General features: G+C 45.7%; 18 protein-coding genes and 2 pseudogenes. 15 read left to right on the forward strand and 5 right to left on the reverse strand.

Annotation, left to right across the window (positions count from 1 at the left end; all coding sequences use genetic code 11):
- Positions 1-12 precede the first annotated feature (12 nt).
- The 5 genes and pseudogenes from GGR07_RS09525 to GGR07_RS14180 all read right to left on the reverse strand — a co-directional run.
- Positions 13-300: a hypothetical protein gene (locus GGR07_RS09525; RefSeq protein ID WP_183200496.1), complete on the reverse strand. Its 288-nt coding sequence runs from the start codon at positions 298-300 to the stop codon at positions 13-15.
- Positions 301-333: 33 nt separating this feature from the next.
- The gene (trxB, locus tag GGR07_RS09530) at positions 334-1,281 is read right to left on the reverse strand and encodes a thioredoxin-disulfide reductase (RefSeq protein WP_021646587.1); all 948 of its coding nucleotides are present in this window, start codon (positions 1,279-1,281) and stop codon (positions 334-336) included.
- 72 nt (positions 1,282-1,353) lie between these two features.
- Entirely contained in the window at positions 1,354-2,001 is a 648-nt protein-coding gene (locus GGR07_RS09535) for a LolA-like putative outer membrane lipoprotein chaperone (RefSeq protein WP_021646586.1), read from the reverse strand.
- A gap of 18 nt (positions 2,002-2,019) precedes the next feature.
- Positions 2,020-3,597: pseudogene (locus tag GGR07_RS14175) on the reverse strand (DNA translocase FtsK); the annotation flags it as partial.
- A 191-nt stretch (positions 3,598-3,788) separates the two neighbouring features.
- Positions 3,789-4,512, reverse strand: a pseudogene (locus GGR07_RS14180) (DNA translocase FtsK 4TM domain-containing protein); the annotation flags it as partial.
- A gap of 129 nt (positions 4,513-4,641) precedes the next feature.
- On the opposite strand from GGR07_RS14180, the gene GGR07_RS09545 reads away from it, so the two are divergent.
- The 15 genes from GGR07_RS09545 (at position 4,642) to pncB (ending at position 22,648) form a co-directional block, all read left to right on the forward strand.
- Complete coding sequence (locus GGR07_RS09545; RefSeq protein ID WP_021646584.1) at positions 4,642-5,202, forward strand: DUF5063 domain-containing protein; 561 nt, start codon at positions 4,642-4,644, stop codon at positions 5,200-5,202.
- A 14-nt stretch (positions 5,203-5,216) separates the two neighbouring features.
- On the forward strand, positions 5,217-5,882 hold the full coding sequence (locus GGR07_RS09550) for a 3'-5' exonuclease (protein WP_021646583.1): 666 nt from the start codon (positions 5,217-5,219) through the stop codon (positions 5,880-5,882).
- Between the two features lie 6 nt (positions 5,883-5,888).
- Positions 5,889-7,067 (forward strand): class I SAM-dependent rRNA methyltransferase, encoded by a 1,179-nt coding sequence (locus GGR07_RS09555; RefSeq protein ID WP_021646582.1) that lies wholly within the window; start codon positions 5,889-5,891, stop codon positions 7,065-7,067.
- A gap of 597 nt (positions 7,068-7,664) precedes the next feature.
- On the forward strand, positions 7,665-8,930 hold the full coding sequence (locus GGR07_RS09560; RefSeq protein ID WP_021646580.1) for a nucleoside permease: 1,266 nt from the start codon (positions 7,665-7,667) through the stop codon (positions 8,928-8,930).
- 11 nt (positions 8,931-8,941) lie between these two features.
- The gene (locus GGR07_RS09565; RefSeq protein WP_021646579.1) at positions 8,942-9,520 is read left to right on the forward strand and encodes a bifunctional nuclease family protein; all 579 of its coding nucleotides are present in this window, start codon (positions 8,942-8,944) and stop codon (positions 9,518-9,520) included.
- A 2-nt stretch (positions 9,521-9,522) separates the two neighbouring features.
- On the forward strand, positions 9,523-10,221 hold the full coding sequence (locus GGR07_RS09570; protein ID WP_021646578.1) for a 16S rRNA (uracil(1498)-N(3))-methyltransferase: 699 nt from the start codon (positions 9,523-9,525) through the stop codon (positions 10,219-10,221).
- Positions 10,222-10,253: 32 nt separating this feature from the next.
- Complete coding sequence (locus tag GGR07_RS09575; RefSeq protein WP_021646577.1) at positions 10,254-11,804, forward strand: DUF4836 family protein; 1,551 nt, start codon at positions 10,254-10,256, stop codon at positions 11,802-11,804.
- Between the two features lie 10 nt (positions 11,805-11,814).
- Entirely contained in the window at positions 11,815-12,459 is a 645-nt protein-coding gene (locus tag GGR07_RS09580) for an ATP-binding cassette domain-containing protein (protein ID WP_021646576.1), read from the forward strand.
- A gap of 57 nt (positions 12,460-12,516) precedes the next feature.
- A complete protein-coding gene (locus GGR07_RS09585; protein WP_021646575.1) occupies positions 12,517-13,722 on the forward strand; it encodes a hypothetical protein in 1,206 nt (401 codons plus the stop codon).
- A gap of 185 nt (positions 13,723-13,907) precedes the next feature.
- Positions 13,908-14,225, forward strand: a complete 318-nt coding sequence (rplU, locus tag GGR07_RS09590; RefSeq protein ID WP_021646573.1) for a 50S ribosomal protein L21 — start codon at positions 13,908-13,910, stop codon at positions 14,223-14,225.
- A gap of 24 nt (positions 14,226-14,249) precedes the next feature.
- Positions 14,250-14,513, forward strand: a complete 264-nt coding sequence (gene rpmA, locus GGR07_RS09595) for a 50S ribosomal protein L27 (protein ID WP_034543375.1) — start codon at positions 14,250-14,252, stop codon at positions 14,511-14,513.
- A gap of 527 nt (positions 14,514-15,040) precedes the next feature.
- Positions 15,041-16,774: a DUF4842 domain-containing protein gene (locus tag GGR07_RS09600; RefSeq protein WP_021646570.1), complete on the forward strand. Its 1,734-nt coding sequence runs from the start codon at positions 15,041-15,043 to the stop codon at positions 16,772-16,774.
- Between the two features lie 336 nt (positions 16,775-17,110).
- Complete coding sequence (serS, locus tag GGR07_RS09605; protein WP_122056517.1) at positions 17,111-18,385, forward strand: serine--tRNA ligase; 1,275 nt, start codon at positions 17,111-17,113, stop codon at positions 18,383-18,385.
- A 307-nt stretch (positions 18,386-18,692) separates the two neighbouring features.
- Positions 18,693-20,999 carry a bifunctional dihydroorotate dehydrogenase B NAD binding subunit/NADPH-dependent glutamate synthase gene (locus GGR07_RS09610; protein ID WP_034543373.1) on the forward strand — a complete coding sequence of 769 codons (2,307 nt, stop codon included), beginning with the start codon at positions 18,693-18,695 and terminating at the stop codon, positions 20,997-20,999.
- Positions 21,000-21,481: 482 nt separating this feature from the next.
- A complete protein-coding gene (gene pncB, locus GGR07_RS09615) occupies positions 21,482-22,648 on the forward strand; it encodes a nicotinate phosphoribosyltransferase (protein WP_021646565.1) in 1,167 nt (388 codons plus the stop codon).
- Positions 22,649-22,690 lie beyond the last annotated feature (42 nt).

A 22,690-nucleotide genomic window follows, 5' to 3' on the forward strand; every position in this document is an offset into this window, starting at 1 on the left:
ACATCGCCTTGCTTACTGCATCATACATTCACCAAACAGGTGCAGGCTTACTGCTTCAATTCCAAACACCGCTCTGCTTACTGCAATCATACATTCACCAAACGGGTGCAGGCTTACTGCTTCAATCTTAAACACCGCCCTGCTTACTGCAATCATACATTCACCAAGCGGGTGCAGGCTTACTGCTTCAATCCCAAACACCGCCCTGCTTACTGCAATCATACATTCACCAAGCGGGTGCAGGCTTACTGCTTCAATCTTAAAACATCGCCTGTTTGTAGCAAGCAAACTGTAACTCACAGCAATCGGCGTTATGCCTTACGGCGTTTCTTCTTAAAGAAGCCCTTTTTCCGATAAATAGCGCTCGGCTTCAATCGCAGCCTTACATCCGCTGCCTGCCGCAGTAATTGCCTGACGATAATGGGAGTCGGCTACATCGCCTGCCGCAAAAACTCCCGGAACCTTTGTACGCGGTGTGTTTCCTTCCGTAAGAATGTAACCCACCTCGTCGGTATCGAGGTATTCTTTGAATATATCCGAATTGGGCTTATGCCCTATTGCCAGGAAGAAGCCGTCTATCGGCAATTCATAACGTTCTTCGTCAGACTCGCCCAAACGTTTCACCAGCTTGACGCCTTCCACTCCTCCATCGCCGAACAGACCTACGGCATTGTGTTCGAAAAGAATTTCGATCTTTTCATGAGCCATCACACGTTCCTGCATAATCTTTGAAGCCCGCAAATAAGGTTTGCGAACAATCAGATAAACTTTAGAGGCCAAACCTGCCAGATAAATGGCTTCTTCGCAAGCCGTATCACCGCCGCCCACTACCGCAACCACTTTCTTACGATAGAAGAACCCGTCGCAAGTAGCACAAGCGCTCACACCCATGCCCGCATATTTCTTCTCGTCATCCAGGCCCAAATATTTGGCTGTCGCGCCGGTAGAGATGATAAGCGTATCGGTTTCGATCACTTTCTCCTCATCGATGGTTACTTTATAAGGAGCCTTGCTCAAGTCTGAAGCGGTAGCTACGCCGAAACGGATATCCGCTCCGAAGCGAGCCGCCTGCGAGCGAAGGTCTTCCATCAGTTGCGGACCGCTGATTCCTTCCGGATATCCGGGGAAATTCTCCACATCTGTGGTCGTTGTCAACTGGCCTCCCGGTTGCAATCCTTCATAAAGCACGGGATTCAGGTTGGCGCGTCCCGCATAAATCGCCGCAGTGTAACCGGCCGGTCCGGATCCGATAATCAAACACTTTACTTTTTCTATTTCCATCACGTTATTTCTTTTTTATATTTACTTTCCATCATACGCCCATCCAAGCACAAAAGCCCGAACAGGACGGCCCTATCTCAAATCAATGATTTCTGCTTTCGGAAACTTCTTTTTGTCGAACACGAAATCGGTATCGGCATATTTCTTGCCGGTTTGATAGGCGGTAACCGTTATTTCGGAACGGTTTTTTGCTCCCGGCTGCTGAAGCGAAATAAAAACCGGCTGATAAGTATTCCGGGCTACGTAAAGAACGATACGCGAAAAACTCTGTTTCCGGTCTGTTGCCGTCAGAATTACTTCAAAAACCGGCTTCCCATGAAAATCGGCAACTTTCCCCAAAGCATAAGAGAAGCCTTTCCGGTAACTATATAATAAAGCGTACGGATTTATACTCTGAAGTTCTTCCTGCGTAGGGTTACTGATATTCACTTCATCGCTGCCGTCCATATAGCTCCATTGCGTTGTTCCGTCGAACCAAGTTGTCGCTTCCGAAGTTTTCAGCAGAAATTTCTCGCCTTTCAACCGAATCAAGCCATCGGAAAAACTCTCCAATTGCCCATTGTTATACGTCTTAACCGCAAATTCGGCCTGAACTCCTCCCGCTTTGCGAAAGGCTTCCGCCGCATTGTCCAAAACAGTTTTAGCCTGCGGCTGCCGTTGCTGGGCAGCCACAGGTAAAGACAATAAAGCTACTATAATACTAAAGATATATTTTCTCATTTTTGAATAAACGGACTGTTATTGTAAATTGTTCAAACGCATTTCCAAGTCATTGTCATCCACGCACATCACATCACGGGCTTTACTGCCTTGTGCCGGACCGACAATGCCGGCTCTCTCTAATTGGTCCATAATTCTTCCTGCACGGTTGTACCCGATCGAGAATTTACGCTGGATTAATGAGGTAGACCCTTGCTGGTGAATAACCACCAAGCGGGCGGCATCTTCGAACAACGGATCGAGGCGTCCCATATCGACATCACCCGGTTCGCCTCCGCTCTCTTCATTCACATATTCAGGCAGAAAGAAAGCAGTGGGATATCCTTGCTGACGAGCGATGTATCTGGTAATCTCCTCCACTTCCGGCGTATCGATAAAAGCACATTGCACACGCACCGGATCGGCTCCTTGCAAGAAAAGCATATCGCCTTTACCTATCAGCCGGTTGGCACCGGGACGGTCGAGAATGGTGCGGGAGTCCATCATGGCGGATACACGGAAAGCAATACGGGCGGGGAAATTCGCCTTAATGGTTCCTGTAATGATATTCGTGGTCGGACGCTGGGTGGCAATAATCATGTGAATACCCACCGCACGGGCCAATTGAGCGATGCGCGCAATCGGAAGTTCCACCTCCTTGCCGGCAGTCATGATCAAGTCGCCGAACTCATCGATTACGACAACGATGTACGGCATGAATTTATGTCCTTTTTCCGGATTCAGACGGCGATTGATGAACTTCTCGTTGTATTCTCTGATATTACGTACATGAGCCATTTTCAGCAGGTCATAGCGGGTATCCATTTCCACACAAACCGAATTCAACGTCTGCACCACTTTGGTCACATCCGTAATGATAGGTTCTCCCTCATCGGGCAGTTTGGCAAGGAAATGATTCTCAATCACCGAATAGATGCTGAACTCTACCTTCTTGGGGTCGACCAGCACAAACTTCAGCTCGGCAGGATGCTTCTTGTAAAGCAGAGAAGTGATAATGGCATTCAGCCCCACGGATTTACCTTGTCCCGTCGCTCCCGCCACCAGCACGTGAGGCATTTTACAGAGATCGAACATGAAAACCTCGTTCGTGATTGTTTTTCCGAGAACAACCGGCAGTTCAAACTTGGATTCCTGAAACTTCTTGCTGCCAATCACGCTTTGTCCCGAAACGATCTTCGGATTTTTGTTCGGCACCTCGATACCGATTGTTCCTTTTCCCGGTATGGGAGCGATGATGCGGATTCCGTCCGCCGAAAGACTCAATGCGATATCATCTTCGAGTCCCCTGATTTTAGAAATACGCACTCCCTGCTCCGGAGTTATCTCATATAAGGTCACCGTAGGCCCTACGGTTGCTTTAATGGTACTGATCTCGATGCCGAAGCTCCGCAACGTATTGATGATTCTGTCCTTATTCGCATTTTGCTCTTCCATGTCAATGGTTGGTTCGTCATTATCAAAATGCTTCATCAAGTCGACAGTCGGGAAACGATAGTTTTCCAAATCTTTGGTCGGATTATAAGGTTCCTGTTCCGGTCCGCGATACTCTTCTTCTTCAGCGGCGCTTTCAACCTCAAATCCGGGTTCGGCTTCGTCGAACCGTTCTTCCTGAGCTGCTGCGAAATCTGCTTCGGTCGGCACTTGTCCGATAGTCATGGGAATACCGTTTCCATTCGAAGGTTCCGGAATATCTCCTTTCAACCGGAGATTATCGGTATTCGTATGCTTATCGTTTTCGCCAACCACTTGCATATCAATTGCAGGAGCAGACGGTTTCGCCGCATTGTGCTTCAAATCAAATTCCACTTCTTTCGGCTGAGAGGTTGTAAACTCATGAGTCTCTTCATGCTCCGGAACAGGATGTTCTTTCCGTTTCCGCCTGAGGAAACTCAACCCGAACAATTTGCGAAGCCAGATGATCGTTCGCCTGCTGAGATAAATAAAGAAACAAATGGCTGTCACCAGCAAAAGCATCCACACACCGGGAACTCCCACCTGCGAAATCAGCCACCGGCTTACATTATATCCATGCATTCCACCGAGATAAATGAAAGAGTCCTGATAATGATCCATAAAAGCGAATCCGAAGAAAACGGAAAACCAGATTAATAAAAGCGAACACCCGACAAACCATTTCCACAAACGTACGTTACGCACTTTCATAAGTTTTAGTCCGGCCACTGCCAAAAACACAAGAATAAAAAAGGAAGAGATGCCGAAGCAGCCATTAATGAGATAGCTTGCCAGCTGTGCTCCCCGCGAACCCGCATAATTCTTCACATGATTGTCGACCACCGACAGGTCGGCAGGATTTTCGCTGTCGATAATGCTTTGGTCGGCGGCGCCGGTAAAGAAGAAAGAAGAAAACGCCAATAGCAGATAGACCGAAAAAATGACCAGTAGCAGTCCGATGACAAAATGCGCGGTTTCATTCTTCAACGCATTCCCTACTTTATTACCGGAGTAAGAGGCGTTCTTGTCCACCTCTTTATCTGATTTCTTTTTTGCCATGAGTATATTCTGTTTTATCTTTAATGCACTTTGCTATCTAATTAAGCAGCAAAAATAATAAAAAAATACGGAGCGCTGCGCTCATTCAATCCTTTTTTGTTACCTTTGCAATTCAAAACAAAGCTGATTATGGAAAAAGAGAGCCAAACGATATTTGACAAGAATGTGATTGAATTCGTTACCGTAGCCGCAGAATTTTGCGCATTCCTCGAGCGTGTCGGCGAAATGAAGCAAAGCACTTTTATCGACACGTCACTTAAAATTCTGCCTCTGCTCTATCTTAAGGCTTCCATGCTTCCAACAGTCGAGGCAATAGGTGATGAAACTCCCGAATCGTATGTGACGGAAGAAATATACGAAGTGCTCCGCCTGAACTTGGCGGAACTGATGGGAGAAAAGGACGATTATCTCGATGTTTTTGTTGAAGACATGGTATACAGCGATCAGCCTATCAAAAAATCCGTATCGGAAGATTTGGCGGACATCTATCAGGACATCAAAGATTTCATTTTTGTATTTCAATTAGGGTTAAATGAAACAATGAACGATTCTTTGGCCATTTGCCAAGAAAACTTCGGCATGTTGTGGGGACAGAAGCTTGTCAACACGTTGCGGGCGCTTCACGACGCAAAGTACGGTCAGACAGAAGAAGATCATTGTTACGACGGTGACTGCCACTGTCAAGATTGAAGAGTAAAGTATACATGATAGTAGAGAAAACAATCAATAAAGATAAGGTTAAAGAACTGCCGAAAGCTGTTTTTCCGGGACGAATCCATGTTATTCAGTCGGAAGCGGAACTCGAAAAGGCAGTAAATTTTCTGCAGACAAAACCGGTTCTGGGCATCGACAGCGAAACACGCCCATGCTTTAAAAAGGGGCAGTCGCACAAAGTGGCCCTTCTTCAAGTCTCCTCCGAGGAGTGTTGCTTTCTGTTTCGCCTCAACATGATCGGTTTGTCTCAACCCCTGATCGACTTGCTGGAGAATCCGGAAATCATTAAAGTAGGCCTTTCGCTCAAAGACGACTTTATGATGTTGCACAAGCGGGCGCCGTTTTGCCAGCAAAGCTGCATAGATCTGCAGGATTATGTGCGTTCATTCGGAATACAGGATAAAAGTCTGCAAAAAATCTACGCTATTTTATTCAAAGAAAAGATATCCAAATCACAACGGCTGTCGAACTGGGAAGCCGACGTGTTGAGCGACAGTCAGAAACAATACGCTGCCGTCGACGCCTGGGCATGTCTTAACATCTACAATTTGCTGCAAAAGTTGAAGCAAACCGGAAACTACAAGATACCCCTTGAGCCCGAAGAAAAAAAAGAAGAGAAAGAAGAAAAAGAACGTCTCATAAAAACCGAAAAATAAGCCAGCATGTATAAAATATACCTCAAGCCAGGTAAAGAAGAGTCGCTCAAAAGGTTTCACCCTTGGATATTCTCCGGCGCGATCTCCCGCATCGACGGAGAACCCGAAGAAGGCGAATTAGTAGAAGTATATACTTCGAAAAAGGAATTTATAGCCGAAGGTCACTTCCAGATCGGCAGCATTGCCGTACGTGTGCTTTCGTTCCGGCAAGAGCCGGTGAACCGGGAATTCTGGAGACGGAAGCTGGAAATAGCTTACAACATGCGCTGCAGTATCGGCATAGCCACCAATCCGGAGAACGACACATATCGGCTCGTGCATGGCGAAGGCGACAATCTGCCGGGATTGATAATCGATATCTACGCAAAAACCGCCGTCATGCAGGCTCACTCCGCAGGAATGCATGCAGACCGCATGGCTATTGCCGAAGCTCTTTCGGAAGTAATGGGCGATAAAATCGAGAACATCTATTACAAATCGGAAACGACGTTGCCTTTCAAAGCCGACCTTTTCCCCGAAAACGGATTCCTGAAAGGAGGAAGCCACGACAATATCGCGCAAGAATACGGACTCAGGTTTCATGTAGACTGGCTGAAGGGGCAAAAAACGGGATTCTTTGTCGACCAACGGGAGAACCGCTCGCTGTTGGAACGCTATGCCAAGAACCGTTCGGTATTGAACATGTTCTGCTATACCGGCGGATTCTCATTCTATGCCATGCGGGGAGGCGCCAAACTGGTGCACTCGGTGGACAGCTCGGCCAAAGCAATCGATTTGACGAACAAGAATGTGGAATTGAATTTTCCCGGCGATTCTCGCCATGCGTCTTTTGCAGAAGACGCGTTCAAGTTCCTCGACCGGATAGGCGACCAATATGATTTGATCGTACTCGACCCTCCCGCTTTCGCCAAACATAAAGACGCTTTGCGCAACGCACTGCAAGGCTATCGCAAATTAAACGCCAAAGCTTTCGAGAAAATCAAGCCGGGCGGCATCTTGTTTACGTTTTCCTGCTCGCAGGTGGTCACGAAAGACAATTTCCGCACAGCCGTATTTACTGCGGCAGCCATGTCGGGCCGCAGTGTCCGCATTCTGCACCAGCTGACACAGCCTGCCGACCACCCGGTAAACATATACCATCCTGAAGGAGAATACTTGAAAGGACTGGTATTATATGTGGAATAATAGTATTAAATTGTTATTTAAAGTTAATAAATAGTGCTTTTTACGCAATTATTCATGTTGTAAAACATAAAACGCTTATATTTGCACTGTGTTTTTCATGGTATTAGATTTAAGGTTAATAAAGATTGGCTGTCTGGGATAGATAGCCTTCTTTTTTTATATACCTATTCTTATATATAACCTCCTATATATTATATCTCTTACCTAAAAAACTTTCGCGTTTAGAAAAAGCAGATATTTTTTAGGCAAGCGCATTTTTTATTCTCAGGCAAACAGCTTTTGCCGATACAACTCTTTTCAGACCCATTCCCCGCTCAGAGTAATTCTTCGGAAGACGAAAACCGGAGATGCCCAATATTATCTCAATTTTAACAAACGCAGTTACTACAAAATACAAAGCTCTTTCATCATAAATCTCCATTGCCGACAAGCCCGACATGATTTTATTCTTAAATATAATACGGATTTATCAGAAAAAGCATAAAGAAGAGCACCTCTTTACAAGCTTTTTCCCGATTATTTGCCTACCCAATGAATGAATATATTATATTTGCATCTCATTAATTCACTAAATAGAGAAACACAAATAAGAAAACTATGAGTATCAAAGTTCGTTTGATCATTATGAACTTCCTGCAATTTGCGGTATGGGGTTCTTATCTGACTTCCATGGGAAGCTATCTGGCAAACATCGGAATGGGAGAAAACATCGGTCTCTTCTATGCTATGCAGGGAATTGTATCTTTATTCATGCCCGCCATATTAGGAATCATTGCCGACCGATGGATACCCGCACAAAAGCTGCTAAGCATCAGTCATTTTCTGGCAGCACTCTTCATGGCATTTGCAGGGTATTATGGTATGACCGCCGAACCCCAAGTCAGTTTCCCGGTTTTATTTAGCTTATATTCATTAAGTGTCGCTTTTTATATGCCTACTCTCGCACTCTCGAATTCGGTGGCCTATACGGCGCTCGATCAGGCTGGGCTGGATACCATCAAGCACTTTCCGCCAATCCGCATATTCGGAACCATCGGCTTCATCTGCTCTATGTGGGCTATCGACCTTCTCGGCTTACAAACCAGTTACGGACAGTTTTATGCATGCGCCGTCATCGGTTTGATTTATGGCATATATGCATTGACATTGCCTCATTGCCCTGTCAGCCACGACAATCAAAGCAAATCGCTGGTCGAAGCCTTGGGCTTACGTGCCTTCACTTTGTTCAAAAGCAAGAAGATGGCTATTTTCTTTATTTTCTCCATGCTTTTGGGAGTATCGCTGCAGATTACCAACGGATTTGCCAACCCATACATCAGCAGTTTCGGTTCCATCCCCGAATATGCAGACACATTCGGAGTACAGCACGCCAATATTCTTATTTCGCTCTCGCAAGTGTCCGAGACATTGTGTATTCTGCTCATTCCTTTCTTTCTGAGTAAATTCGGAATCAAGAGAGTAATGCTGATAGCCATGCTGGCGTGGGTATTGCGGTTCGCCTTATTCGGCTTCGGCAACCCCGGAAGTGGAGTATGGATGTTTATTCTTTCCATGCTTGTATACGGAGTAGCGTTTGATTTTTTCAACATTTCAGGCTCCCTATTTGTTGATAGAGAAACAGACATCAGCATCCGTTCCAGCGCACAAGGCCTATTTGTCATCATGACCAACGGTTTCGGAGCCACAATCGGGACTTTGGGAGCTCAAGTTGTTGTAAACCGTTTTGTCGACTTTAACAGCACGGCTCCCCAAACGGAAGGCTGGGCGTCTGCATGGTTCGTTTTTGCCGGATACGCATTGGCAGTGGCTATCCTGTTTGCAATCATATTCAGATACAAACATCAACCGGAAAACAGTCAATAAACAAATAGAAAATGGAGAACAAGATTGAATTGCAAGTAATAAGCATCACCAACAGCCAAGCCCAGATAGGTGCATTTGCCATGCTTCTGGGGGAAGTAAACGGAGATAGGCAGCTACCTATCATCATAGGCCCGGCCGAGGCCCAGGCGACTGCTTTATACTTGAAAGGTCTTCAAACTCCTCGTCCACTGACACATGACTTGTTCACGGCTACCATCAACATACTTGGAGCCAATTTGCTCCGTGTTCTTATTTACAGGGCTGAAGAAGGCATTTTCTATTCTTACATATACTTAAAAAAAGAGAACGAAATTATCCGCATGGATGCGCGAACCTCAGATGCAATAGCTCTGGCCGTACGTGCCGGCGCCCCCATTCTCATCTATGAATCAATACTTGAAAAAGAGTGCCTGCACATGCCGGAAGAAGAGAAAGAACGTCAAGAAAAAGGGGATAATGAAGGAAAAGAGGCTCAGGAAGAGAGTATTGAAGCACTTCAAGACGCGTTGGAGCGAGCTATAAAAAGTGAGGACTACGAATTGGCCGCCAAATTACGCGACCAGATCCGCTTAAGAAATCAAAACCAATAACCATGCACCTATTTTATACCCCTGACATATCACACAACAACGAATTGCCGGAGGAAGAAGCGCAACATTGTATCCGCGTATTACGGCTGAGTACCGGAGACGAAGTCACCCTTACCGACGGGAAAGGCTGTTTCTATAAAGCAGAAATCTCGGCAACGAGTCATAAACGTTGCCTGGTAACGGTAAAAGAATCCATCCCGCAGCCCCCTCTCCGCCCCTGTCGTATCCATATCGCTATGGCACCGACCAAAAACATGGACCGGAACGAATGGTTTGCCGAAAAGGCGACAGAAATAGGAATAGACCAACTTTCCTTTCTCTGCTGCCGTTTCTCGGAACGGAAAGTCATTAAAACCGAACGCATTGAAAAGATTCTGGTGTCGGCGATGAAACAATCGCTCAAAGCATACTTCCCAAAACTCAACGAGATGATGGAATTCGACAAATTCATCGCACAGGATTTTAAAGGACAGAAGTTTATCGCCCATTGCTACGAAGGTGCAAAACCTCAGCTGAAACATATCTTGAAACCCGGCGAAGACGCCATAGTCTTAATCGGACCCGAAGGAGATTTCAGTGAAGAAGAGGTGGAAAAAGCCATAAATAACGGATTCATTCCCGTTAGTTTGGGAAGATCGAGGCTCAGGACGGAAACGGCCGCATTGGTAGCTTGCCACACACTGAATCTGCTGAACCAATAAATGCGATATAAAACCTTATAAAAACATACGGTATGAAAAAGAAAATGATTGCAAAATTCTCAGCATTGGCCATCCTGACTCTATTCTTTACAGCCTGCTCTAATAAAAAAGCGGAATACACTAATGCAATACCAGCGGACGCTTCCTTCGTGGTTTCCATCGACCTGAAGTCTTTGATCGACAAAACCGAAATAGACAGTAAAGAAAACGAATCCGTCAGACAAAAAATAGTAGAATCTTTGAAGAGCGGACTTGATGCCTCAGCTTTTCAACATATGGAGAAGATCATAAAGAATCCGCAAGAATCGGGGATCAATATAAAATCTCCGGTCTATATATTCAAGTCTCCAACCTTCAATGAGACTGTACTTCTGGCCGAAATCAGCAATGAAGACAAACTCCACAAGTCGTTGGAATATATGGAGAAAGAAAATATATGCCAACCGGTTTCCGAAACAGACGGATACTGCTTTACGACCTTCAAAAAGGGGCTGATGGTTTTCAACAATTCCGCAGTAATGATGGCGCTTGGTCGAAATCCATCGCAAACGGAAAGTGTTCAGAAAAGACTTGCAGCTTTATTAAAGCAGTCTGCAGAACAAAGCATTCACCAATCGGAAGCTTTCCGGAAAACTTCGGAGCGGAAAGAAGATATCAAGCTCATGGCTTCCTTGGAAGCTCTTCCTGTAAAGAAGAAAGAGTTTTTTTATCTTGGCCCCCCCAGCGGCATTGATCCGAAAGAAATAACAGTGATAAGCGGACTGAATTTCGAAAAAGGGAGAATCAGTCTTAAAACAGAAAACTACACCGAAAACGACAGCATACAAAGATTCATAAAAAAGTACAACAATACATTTATTAAGCCGAAAGGAGTTTTCAATAAATATTTTCCGGCTTCCACTTTGATGTTCGTTACCTTGGGGGTAAAAGAAGGCCAGCTATACGAGCTGCTAAAATATCACCAAGATTTCACCAAGAATTTACCATTAGCAGAAGCAGAAGAAATAAAAGTAATACTCGACTCGTTCAACGGTGATTTTACCGCCGGGCTGATCAATGTCACCATGGAGAATGCGCCCGCCTTTATGGCTTATGCGGAAGTAAGTGACAACGATGCCGTTCAGAGGTTATATGCAAACAAACAAAAAATGAATCTGAAAAAAGGGAGCGATATTCTGCAACTGGGGAAAAACGAATATGTATATAAGTCGAAAAACATGAATATCTTTTTCGGTGTGAAAGACAAACAAATGTATGCAACCAACGACGAGATGCTATATAAAAGAATAGGTAAAGCTGCTGAGAAAACCGTCAAAGATGCCGTTTACGCGTCTGAAATGAAAGGCAATCCTCTATACATGGCAATTAACGCAGAGGCAATAGCAGACCTTCCTTTGGTTAAAATGATAATCAGCTTCAACAGCAAAGAGACCCAAATGCTATCCGGTTTACTCACCCGAACTTCGCATCTCTCGGTCTCTCTCGAAGGAGAAACCTCCGATATCACCCTTCATCTGAGAAACAAAAACGAGAATGCTTTGAAGCAAATAGTAGACTTTGCCAAACAATTCGCCAGCATGTAATTTATAAGAGATGAACAGTATCCACCTCAGGCAAACACTTCCGGAAGTGTTTGCCGACCTTAATTCAATCCATTCCGACATCTGGCATCGGAACTTTACGTTCCGCAAAGGGGAAACTTATTTGATAGAAGCCGCTTCCGGAACCGGCAAATCTTCTCTGTGCAGCTACATTTACGGTTATCGGAACGATTATCAGGGGATTATCTGTTTCGACGAAAGCAACATCAAGAGTTATACGGTGGAGCAATGGTGCAATATAAGAAAGCATTCCATAAGCATGCTCTTTCAGGACCTGAGGCTTTTCAGCGAACTTACCGCTTTTGAGAACATACAATTGAAAAACAAGCTGACCGGCTGGAAAAAGAAGAGGGAGATACTGTCATTATTCGAAACTCTACGCATAGGGGATAAGATACATATAAAGGCCGGCAAGCTCTCGTTCGGACAGCAACAACGGGTCGCTTTCATCCGCTCGCTCTGCCAACCGTTCGATTTTATCTTTCTGGATGAGCCAACCAGCCATCTGGACGATGAAAACAGTGAAATAATGAAAGAAATCATTCTTTCGGAAGCCGGCAAACAAAAAGCGGGAATCGTTATCACATCCATAGGAAAGCATCCGGAACTTCCTTGCGGACAGAAAGTTCTTCTTTGAAAGACCTCTCCCGATAAGAATAACTTCCGCATATAATAAACATTTAATAAATAATTGATGAACAGACTTGTCTGGAAATTACTCCGCCAACATATCAGCATCGGGCAGCTCGGCAGCTTTATTATGGCCAACATTTTCGGCATGGTAATCGTCTTGCTCAGCGTACAATTCTACAAAGACGTTCTTCCCGTATTTAGCGAGGGAGATAGTTTCATGAAGAAAGATTTCATTATAGCCACCAAAAGAGTCAGCACACTCGGTTCGCTAGCCGGGAAAAGCAGTATGTTCTCTCCCCAAGAGGCAGAAAACCTGAAGAAACAACCATTTACAAAAAGAATGGGCATGTTTACCCCTTCCCAATTTCAGGTATCTGCCGGGTTAGGTATGAAAGGGACAGGGATTTACATCAGTACGGATATGTTTTTCGAGTCAGTACCCGATGAGTTTGTCGACGTCAAACTCGACAAGTGGCAGTTTCATCCCGACACACGTCTCATTCCCATTATCATCCCACGCAATTACCTGAATCTGTATAATTTCGGATTCGCCCAAAGCCGCAACCTTCCTCAACTGTCGGAAGGATTGATGAGTCTCATTCAAATGGATATTACGATACGTGGAAACGGTAGAGCAGAACAATACAAAGGAAACATCATCGGCTTTTCCAATCGTTTGAATACAATCTTGGTTCCTCAATCTTTCATGAGTTGGGCAAACAGCAACTTCTCTCCCGATAAAGAGCCCCGCCCCAACCGACTTATCATCGAAGTGAACAACCCGGCAGATGCAGCCATTGCCGAGTACTTCAAAAAGAACGGTTACGAAGCAGAAGACGGGAAGCTCGACGCAGGCAAGGCAACACACTTTCTGCGACTGGTCACGGGCATTGTGCTGGCAATCGGCTTGGCAATCAGCCTGCTTTCTTTTTTCATCTTGATGCTAAGCATTTACCTGTTGCTCCAAAAGAATACGGATAAACTGGAAGACCTCATGCTCATCGGATACAGCCCCCAAAAGATAGCGCTCCCTTACCAGCTGCTTACCGTTATGCTGAATGCTGTCGTGCTGATTATATCCGTTGCAATTGTAATTTGGCTGCGGACATATTATATAAATTCTATTCAGTCTCTTTTTCCTCAGATGCACAAAGGTTCCATGTGGCTGACCGCCAGTACAGGCATCGTACTGTTTCTCACCGTATCGATCATCAACATTCTGATTATCAAACGCAAGGTCATCGCAATCTGGTTTCGGAAGAAATAGAAACCCTTATTGCCCCTTTCTTTTTTCCCTTTTTATTTAAAAGCAAAAAAAGAAAAGAAATATTTGTGGATAAGGAATAAAAAGAGTAATTTTGTGCCCGATTATTCCGCAACGGGTTCGTTCAAGAGCTCTTTAAGTGATTTAAAGACCACCCGCCGGAGCTAACTAATACATTTAAGACAAAAATGTACGCAATTGTAGAAATCAACGGCCAGCAGTTCAAAGCAGAAGCCGGAAAGAAGTTGTTCGTTCACCACATCCAAGGCGCGGAGAACGGAGCAACGGTAGAGTTTGAGAAAGTTCTTTTGGTAGACAAAGACGGAAATGTGACGGTAGGCGCTCCTACAGTAGAAGGCGCAAAAGTTGTTTGTCAGGTTGTTTCAAGCCTGGTAAAAGGCGACAAAGTGCTTGTCTTCCACAAAAAAAGAAGAAAAGGTTACAGAAAACTGAACGGTCACCGTCAACAGTTCACAGAGTTAACAATTACAGAAGTAGTAGCTTAATCAATTTTAAAAAAGTAAGAAGAAATGGCACATAAAAAAGGTGTCGGTAGTTCTAAGAACGGCCGCGAATCACACAGCAAGAGATTAGGCGTTAAAATGTTCGGTGGCGAAGCTTGCAAAGCCGGTAACATCATCGTTCGCCAAAGAGGAACAGAATTCCATCCGGATGACAACATCGGTATGGGTAAAGATCATACGCTTTTCGCTTTAGTAGATGGTACAGTAAAGTTCAAGGTAGGTAAGGAAGACAAGAGATACGTTTCTGTAATTCCTTCGACAGAAGCATAACTGCGGCATAAATATATCATAACTGCAGTAGAATATAAAGAAAAGAAGGTAACTCGACTATTTGAGTTACCTTCTTTTCTTTATATTTATGGCCCAACTACAAAAACAAACATGGTCTAAAATACTCCTAAATTATCAAATACAAATAACCAAGGTAGAAGCAAAAATGAAACCGCAAAAGTAATAAAGAAGTTCCAAAAAATATACACCAAACAACATTAACCAAATAAACATATCATTGAAGCACAAATGAGAAATCACACCATAATATAACCCTTCCTTAAAACAGATTTACTCTCCATACATTAAGCCCAAGCTTATATCAAAAAGAACTTCCCCAACAACTCAAACATTGGCCTCAACCCAAGAAGCAGAAGATGTAACTTTATCAAAAAGGCACACCGGAAAGTTAATTATCACAAAAACAAATAAGCTTTCACACTATTTCTTTAAAATAACACAATCAAATTTTACTTTTTATTAATAAAGAATTACCTTTGCGGCGATTTTTAAGTAAGAATAAGAATATGAACAAGTTAATGACAATTATCGGGATACTCTTGTTAGGCGGAACAGTTTTTTTTACGTCTTGCTCTAACGAAGTTATCACCAAAGAAAGCTTTGAGAATAAGCACAAACCATCTACTAAAGGTGAAGCATACTATCAGACATCCAAGATTGCCGTGCCTGTAGGTTGTAAAGAGGTATTTATTGAATACGCTGATGCAAACGGGAAGTTAACGACGCAACCCGTAGCAATTAACCCTGAGCCGGTTACTGTTGAAAACGGACGCGACGCAGCTCCTTTCTCCAATGTGATACTCAACGTACAAGCACCTGCCAAAACGATGGTTAATATTTACGAGAAGAGCAATCAGCAAAATCGTAAGAATTATCTTGTGCGCGCTCTTCCGCTTTCTACGGCCCTTAACCCTACAGACCTCAAATATTGGTCTCCTACGGCCTATTCTGATTATTTCTACGCACAAAGCGGGATTTTCAATACAGGCTACTACAACCCGGAATACTTTGACTCAAGATGTATCGACGGGGCCGCCGGGAAAATATACATTGCCGTAGACAAAGGCAGCCAATCCAATTCCAATTCAAACTCTAACTCTGATTCCGACTCCAATTCCGATAGCGGTAAAGTTGTGCTGGTAAAAATTGGAGGAGAAGCCGGTGTAGAATCAACCAAGTCGACAGACAACGAAATCACCCATTATCATAGCAGCGGTGTAGTGATGTTTGACGACAGTTGGCCTAATGATCCGGGCGAAAACCATTCACTCTCCGATTACAATGACGTAGTGCTCGACTATGATATCGAAGCCAGTATTGCCGACAACGAAAGTGTAAAGGGCAACAGCACCCTGGGCGGAAAAGAAAAGATCACAGTAGTGTTGCAATTGCGTGCCAATGGTGGAGTAAATCCCGAAAGTGTAGGTCTGGCATTCGAAGGCTTGAAATCGAACGACATTCTGAATATTGAAAGCCATCTAACTCTTGACAGCTGGCAAAACCCTCACGGAGAGCTTCCTCAGGGGGTAAAACAAAATATAAAACCGACTTTCGACATCAGCGGCGAATACCCCATTCTTAAAATCAATGGCATTCACTGGCTCAATTCGTACGAAGCCACACAGGAGAAATACAATTATGTCAATGATCGCGGCGAAACAAAGACACATGTATTCAATCCCCGCCATAACCCTATTGACAAATCACAATTCAAAGAAGGTAAAATCCACCTCGTCGAGCTTTCCTATTCTTATTACAATACCACTCCCGGACACATCAACGTAAATGGCGGATTGATTACAGCAACTTTTGAAATCACCCTCAGGAATCGCGCCAACTTATGCTGCGGAGAGGCAGAGGCGCAAGGTGCGAATATGATGAATGCAGTGGTAAACACGGAAACTCAGAATTTCTTTATAACCACACGAAAAGAGTATGCGGAAAAAGGCTTTAACAATGGATACGAAATCCACTGCAAAGGTTACAAACCCACTCCGGCTTTTGCCAATCTTTACAAAAAGGCTAATCAAGGCAGCTCTTCTACTTTCTATGCGGGCAAAGCTCCCGGAAATAAAAGTTGGGGAATGAAGGCTCCCGTCCTTACCCGTCACCTTTGGGCAGGAAACCCTCTGATATTAGCTTACCCCAATTTCATTAAATGGCTTAGATCAAACGGCACAGAGCATGCCGACTGGTACATTAGGGGAATTGATGAAGATTACCTTGTTTGCTGGTGGTAAGTCTCCTTTCGCTTTTTCAATGAAATATTCTGAAAGTTGAAAAGTTGAGGACTGAACATTCACTTCCAAACGAATAAGTTCATTACTATAATAAAGTACCGTCTACAACCTGCCTAATAGGTTGTGAACGGTACTTTCTCTTTTATCCCATCCCGAATTCAATCCCGGTTGATTAAAACCCGACAGGCTTCCTGCGGTGCAGCACTCACACCAATGACCACAGAACTAAAGAGACGACGACAAAATCAACACATTAAAATCTCTCATTTTAGTCTCGTTTCTATCGTTTTTGAGTATCTTTGCATTTCAAAACATAGTTCATAAAAAGTATACGATATGCTTACCATCAAACAAATTACGGAAAACACGGAAGCAGTGCTCCGCGGATTGGAAAAGAAACATTTCAAACATGCAAAAGAGACGATCGAAGAAGTAATCTCACTCAACGATAAAAGACGTAGCACACAAAATCAATTGGATAAAAATCTTGCGGAGGTGAACTCGCTGTCGCGCACCATCGGCGGATTGATGAAAGAAGGGAAAAAGGAAGAAGCCGAAGCGGCACGGACACGTGTGGCCGAGCTGAAAGAAGTTAACAAAGGATTGGACGCAACCATGACACAGGCCGCCGCGGATATGCAGGAGTTGCTCTATACCATCCCCAACGTCCCCTATGAGGATGTGCCCGAAGGAACGGGAGCCGACGACAACGTAGTGGAAAAGACGGGCGGTATGCAACATGAGCTGCCGAAAGACGCTCTCCCTCATTGGGAGTTGGCAAAGAAATACGATTTGATCGATTTCGACCTCGGCGTAAAAGTCACCGGAGCAGGCTTCCCTGTGTATAAAGGGAAAGGCGCCCGGCTGCAACGCGCGCTGATCAATTTCTTTCTGGACGAGGCACGTGAATCGGGGTATACGGAAATCATGCCTCCCACCGTTGTCAACTCCGCGTCGGGCTATGGCACGGGGCAACTTCCCGATAAGGAAGGACAAATGTATCACTGCGAAGCGGACGACTTATACCTGATTCCAACGGCAGAAGTCCCCGTAACGAATATCTATCGCGACGTGATTCTGGAAGAAAAACAACTGCCGGTTAAAAACTGCGCTTACACGCAATGCTTCCGTCGCGAAGCAGGTTCTTACGGAAAAGATGTACGCGGATTGAACCGTTTGCACGAATTTTCAAAAGTGGAGCTTGTATGTATAGACAAGCCCGAACACTCACGGGAATCTCACAAGGAAATGCTCGACCACGTGGAAGGCTTGTTGCAAAAGCTGGAGCTTCCCTACCGGATCCTTCGCCTCTGCGGAGGCGACATGAGCTTTACAGCCGCTCTTTGCTTCGACTTCGAAGTATATTCCGAAGCACAGAAACGCTGGTTGGAGGTAAGCTCGGTATCCAACTTCGACACCTATCAGGCCAACCGCCTGAAATGCCGGTATCGCAGCGCGGAAAAGAAAACCGAACTTTGCCATACGCTAAACGGTTCGGCGCTGGCTTTGCCGCGTATTGTCGCCGCCCTGCTCGAAAACAACCAGACTCCCGAAGGAATCCGGATTCCCAAAGCGCTGGTTCCTTACTGCGGATTCGACATGATCGACTAAATTAAAAAGCACGGGCCGAAGGCGATAAGCCGTTGCTTTCCGGGCAAACCGAATGTTTTGCCGGCATGTTTCCGTCGCAAGCAGCTATCGGAAGGCAACGGACTTCCAACAAACCTAATATATTGCCGGTGTATCAATCACTTTCGCCACATCGCGCAGGAAAACATGCTTGCAACAAAGCTTATATATTGCCGACGACACATAAAATCAGAGAAAAGGAAGTGTTTGACGAAAAATTTCCATATCCTTGCAACAATTTATCATTCTGAAATAAAAAAACGTAATAAATCAAACAAATTAATTCATAATGAATAAAATCATTAGCAAAAGACGTTTTTCTGAAAAAGTGTTTCAATTCGAGATTGAAGCTCCTTTAATAGCGAAATCCCGCAAAGCGGGACATTTCGTTATCGTGCGTGTAGGCGAAAAAGGCGAACGTATGCCCTTAACCATTGCCAAAGCCGATGTAAAGAAAGGCACCATCACGCTGGTTGTACAGGAGGTAGGACTCTCCTCCACCCGCCTTTGCGAGCTCAATGAGGGCGATTACATCACCGATGTGGTAGGTCCGCTCGGACAAGCCACCCACATCGAGAATTTCGGAACAGTAGTATGCGCGGGCGGCGGTGTCGGCGTAGCTCCGATGCTTCCTATCGTACAAGCGCTGAAGGCTGCCGGCAATAGGGTAATCACGGTATTGGCAGGGCGCAGCAAGGATTTGATCATTCTGGAGCAGGAAATGCGCGACAGCTCCGACGAAGTGATTATCATGACCGACGACGGCTCGTACGGACGCAAAGGACTGGTGACGGAAGGGGTGGAAGAAGCCATCAAACGGGAGAAAGTAGACAAATGCTTTGCCATCGGTCCTGCCATCATGATGAAATTCGTCTGCCTGCTGACAAAGAAATATGAAATTCCGACGGATGTCTCGCTGAACACCATCATGGTGGACGGAACGGGCATGTGCGGCGCATGCCGTATCACGGTGGGCGGAAAGACAAAGTTCGTTTGCGTAGACGGCCCGGAGTTCGACGGACACCAAGTAGACTTCGATGAGATGCTGAAACGCATGGGAGCCTTTAGAAGCATCGAACACAGAAAAATGCAGAAACTGCATCCCGAAACGAAATGCAAAGCCATCGAGGAGGAAGACGAAACAAGCAGAAACGCGGCTTGGCGACAAGAATTGCGCAAAGCGATGAAAGCCAAAGAGCGGACTGCCATCCCCCGTGTGGAGATGAACGAATTGGATCCGGAGTATCGCTCGCGCAGCCGCAAGGAAGAAGTAAACCTCGGCCTCACCGAAGAGCAAGCGCTGACCGAAGCCAAACGCTGCCTCGACTGCGCCAACCCCGGCTGCATAGAAGGATGCCCCGTAGGAGTCGACATTCCCCGTTTTATCAAAAACATAGAGCGCGGCGAATTTCTGGAAGCAGCCAAAACACTGAAAGAAACAAGCGCGCTTCCCGCCGTATGCGGCCGTGTGTGCCCTCAGGAGAAACAATGCGAATCGAAATGTATCCACCTGAAGATGAACGAACAACCCGTAGCCATCGGATATCTCGAACGTTTTGCCGCCGATTACGAGCGCGAAAGCGGAGAAATATCCGTCCCTGCCATCGCAGAGAAAAACAGAATCAAGATAGCCGTCATCGGCTCCGGACCGGCGGGCTTGTCTTTTGCCGGCGACATGGCCAAATACGGATACGACGTCACCGTATTCGAAGCGTTGCACGAAGTAGGAGGCGTACTGAAATACGGCATCCCGGAGTTTCGGTTGCCCAATAAGATTGTCGACGTCGAGATAGACAACCTCGCAAGAATGGGAGTCACATTCCTGAAAGACTGCATTGTGGGAAAAACAATCGACATCGAGGAGCTGAAAAAAGAAGGCTTCAAGGGATTCTTCGTGGCTTCAGGCGCAGGATTGCCCAATTTCATGAACATACCTGGCGAAAACTCCATCAATGTGATGTCGTCCAACGAATACCTGACACGTGTGAATCTCATGGACGCCGCAAGCGAAGACTCCGACACTCCCGTCACCTTCGGCAAGAATGTGGCGGTAATCGGCGGGGGAAACACGGCGATGGACTCCGTACGAACCGCAAAAAGACTCGGAGCGGAACGCGCCATCATCATCTACCGCCGTTCGGAAGAAGAAATGCCGGCACGCATAGAGGAAGTAAAGCACGCCAAAGAAGAGGGTGTAGAGTTCCTCACGCTGCACAATCCCATCGAATATATCCCCGATGAACAAGGATGCGTAAAACAAGTGGTGTTGCAGAAAATGGAACTGGGCGAGCCCGATGCTTCCGGACGCCGCAGCCCCGTGCCCATCGCCGGAGCCATTGAGACCATCGACATCGACTTGGCCATTGTCAGCATCGGCGTTTCTCCGAATCCCATCGTGCCGAACTCCATCAAGGGGCTTGAATTGGGACGGAAAGGAACCATAAACGTGAATGAAAACATGGAGTCGTCCATTCCGATGATTTACGCCGGAGGAGACATCGTGCGCGGGGGCGCTACGGTGATTCTCGCCATGGGAGACGGTCGTAAGGCCGCTGCATCCATGCACAGGCAACTACAGGAACAGAAGCTCCGATAGTTTTTTCCCGCAATCCGGCAACACACATGGCCCGACGCATGGAACGCTTTCGGGGAATAGGAGAATAGATAAAGCAGCGCGGCATATCGCAATCGGGTGTATCGACACACGAGATATGCCGCGCTGCTTCTTTTTGGGAAAACACAGACAGGTTGCAGAGTTTCCCGCTATGGAAACTTTATTTTCCCACTGGGGAAACTTTTGTGTCCCCAGCGGGAAACTTTTGTGTCCCATCGGGGAAACTTTTGCTTCAACCTATTTTAAAACAAGACACACCTTATGAAACAACATGAAACAACGATTCTCCCATTCCGGATGCTTCGGATATCGGATCGTCCACATCCCGAATTCAAGCGATCGTAAACAATCGGCAGAAAAGAAAAGCAAGAAAGGTAAAAACTTGGCGGCCGCCCATATACAGATACGAAGAAAATAATTATCTTTACAGCGTTCAACACTTTAAAGAAAGAAGGAGAAAACGGATGATTGTGAAGACACTACTGGACACGGACCTTTATAAGTTTACCACTTCGTACGCTTATATCAAACTGTTTCCTTCCGCCATGGGTACTTTCAGCTTCAACGACCGGAACCGAACCCCATACACAGATGAATTCTTGCAACAGCTTAAGGCTGAAATCGAAAACTTAAGCCTTATAAGGCTCACGAAGGAAGAACTGGAGTATATGACCCGCAACTGCCGGTTTCTTCCCGGAGTATATTGGGAGTGGCTCTCGTCTTTCCGGTTCGATGCAGACAAAATCGACGTTCATCTGGATGAAAACCAGCATTTGCACATCGAAGTGAGCGATTTTCTCTACAAAGCCACGCTGTACGAAGTGCCTTTGCTTGCCCTTGTTTCCGAAATAAAAAACAGACTGCACGGATATGTAGCCGACATGGACGGCATTCTTCGCAAACTGGCGGACAAAGCGGAGCTTTCCAACCGCCACGGGATTCGTTTCTCAGAATTCGGCACACGCCGGCGCTTTTCGGCCGATGTGCAAGAGGCGGTCATCAGATACCTCAAAGAGGAGGCCCGGTATTGCACCGGCACATCCAACTGCCACTTCGCCATGAAGTACGACATGAAAATGATGGGCACGCATCCGCACGAATGGTTCATGTTTCACGGAGCCCAGTTCGGCTATAAGCATGCCAACTACATGGCTCTTGAAAATTGGGTGAACGTATACGACGGAGACTTGGGGATAGCGCTTTCAGACACTTACACGACGGATATTTTCTTGAGCAACCTGAGCCGCAAACAAGCCAAACTGTTCGATGGAGTGCGGTGCGACTCGGGCAACGAGTTCGAATTTATCGACAAGCTCGTAGCCCGCTACCGGGGGTTCGGCATCGATGCCACAACCAAAACAATCGTATTCAGCAACGCGCTCGACTTCAACAAAGCGTTGGAGATTCAGGAGTATTGCCGCGACAAAATCCGTTGTTCGTTCGGAATCGGGACTAACCTGACGAACGATACGGGATTCAAACCATCGAACATCGTGATGAAACTCACCCAATGCAAGATGAATCCCAATCAGGAATGGAGAGAATGTATCAAATTGTCAGACGATGAAGGAAAACATACGGGCAGTTTGGAAGAGGTACAAACTTTTTTACACGAATTTTCCAGAATATAAGCCCCGAAAACGCAACTATTCCGCCAATCAGTTTGTTATCTT

Source organism: Bacteroides pyogenes (genome assembly GCF_014196225.1).
GTDB classification, from domain to species: domain Bacteria; phylum Bacteroidota; class Bacteroidia; order Bacteroidales; family Bacteroidaceae; genus Bacteroides; species Bacteroides pyogenes_A.

Bases quoted from the DNA above. Each gene is read 5' to 3' on its own strand.
- trxB (WP_021646587.1), bottom strand. From the start codon at position 1,281: ATGGAAATAGAAAAAGTAAAGTGTTTGATTATCGGATCCGGACCGGCC.
- GGR07_RS09535 (WP_021646586.1), bottom strand. From the start codon at position 2,001: ATGAGAAAATATATCTTTAGTATTATAGTAGCTTTATTGTCTTTACCT.
- GGR07_RS09545 (WP_021646584.1), top strand. From the start codon at position 4,642: ATGGAAAAAGAGAGCCAAACGATATTTGACAAGAATGTGATTGAATTC.
- GGR07_RS09550 (WP_021646583.1), top strand. From the start codon at position 5,217: ATGATAGTAGAGAAAACAATCAATAAAGATAAGGTTAAAGAACTGCCG.
- GGR07_RS09555 (WP_021646582.1), top strand. From the start codon at position 5,889: ATGTATAAAATATACCTCAAGCCAGGTAAAGAAGAGTCGCTCAAAAGG.
- GGR07_RS09560 (WP_021646580.1), top strand. From the start codon at position 7,665: ATGAGTATCAAAGTTCGTTTGATCATTATGAACTTCCTGCAATTTGCG.
- GGR07_RS09565 (WP_021646579.1), top strand. From the start codon at position 8,942: ATGGAGAACAAGATTGAATTGCAAGTAATAAGCATCACCAACAGCCAA.
- GGR07_RS09570 (WP_021646578.1), top strand. From the start codon at position 9,523: ATGCACCTATTTTATACCCCTGACATATCACACAACAACGAATTGCCG.
- GGR07_RS09575 (WP_021646577.1), top strand. From the start codon at position 10,254: ATGAAAAAGAAAATGATTGCAAAATTCTCAGCATTGGCCATCCTGACT.
- GGR07_RS09580 (WP_021646576.1), top strand. From the start codon at position 11,815: ATGAACAGTATCCACCTCAGGCAAACACTTCCGGAAGTGTTTGCCGAC.
- GGR07_RS09585 (WP_021646575.1), top strand. From the start codon at position 12,517: ATGAACAGACTTGTCTGGAAATTACTCCGCCAACATATCAGCATCGGG.
- rplU (WP_021646573.1), top strand. From the start codon at position 13,908: ATGTACGCAATTGTAGAAATCAACGGCCAGCAGTTCAAAGCAGAAGCC.
- rpmA (WP_034543375.1), top strand. From the start codon at position 14,250: ATGGCACATAAAAAAGGTGTCGGTAGTTCTAAGAACGGCCGCGAATCA.
- GGR07_RS09600 (WP_021646570.1), top strand. From the start codon at position 15,041: ATGAACAAGTTAATGACAATTATCGGGATACTCTTGTTAGGCGGAACA.
- serS (WP_122056517.1), top strand. From the start codon at position 17,111: ATGCTTACCATCAAACAAATTACGGAAAACACGGAAGCAGTGCTCCGC.
- GGR07_RS09610 (WP_034543373.1), top strand. From the start codon at position 18,693: ATGAATAAAATCATTAGCAAAAGACGTTTTTCTGAAAAAGTGTTTCAA.
- pncB (WP_021646565.1), top strand. From the start codon at position 21,482: ATGATTGTGAAGACACTACTGGACACGGACCTTTATAAGTTTACCACT.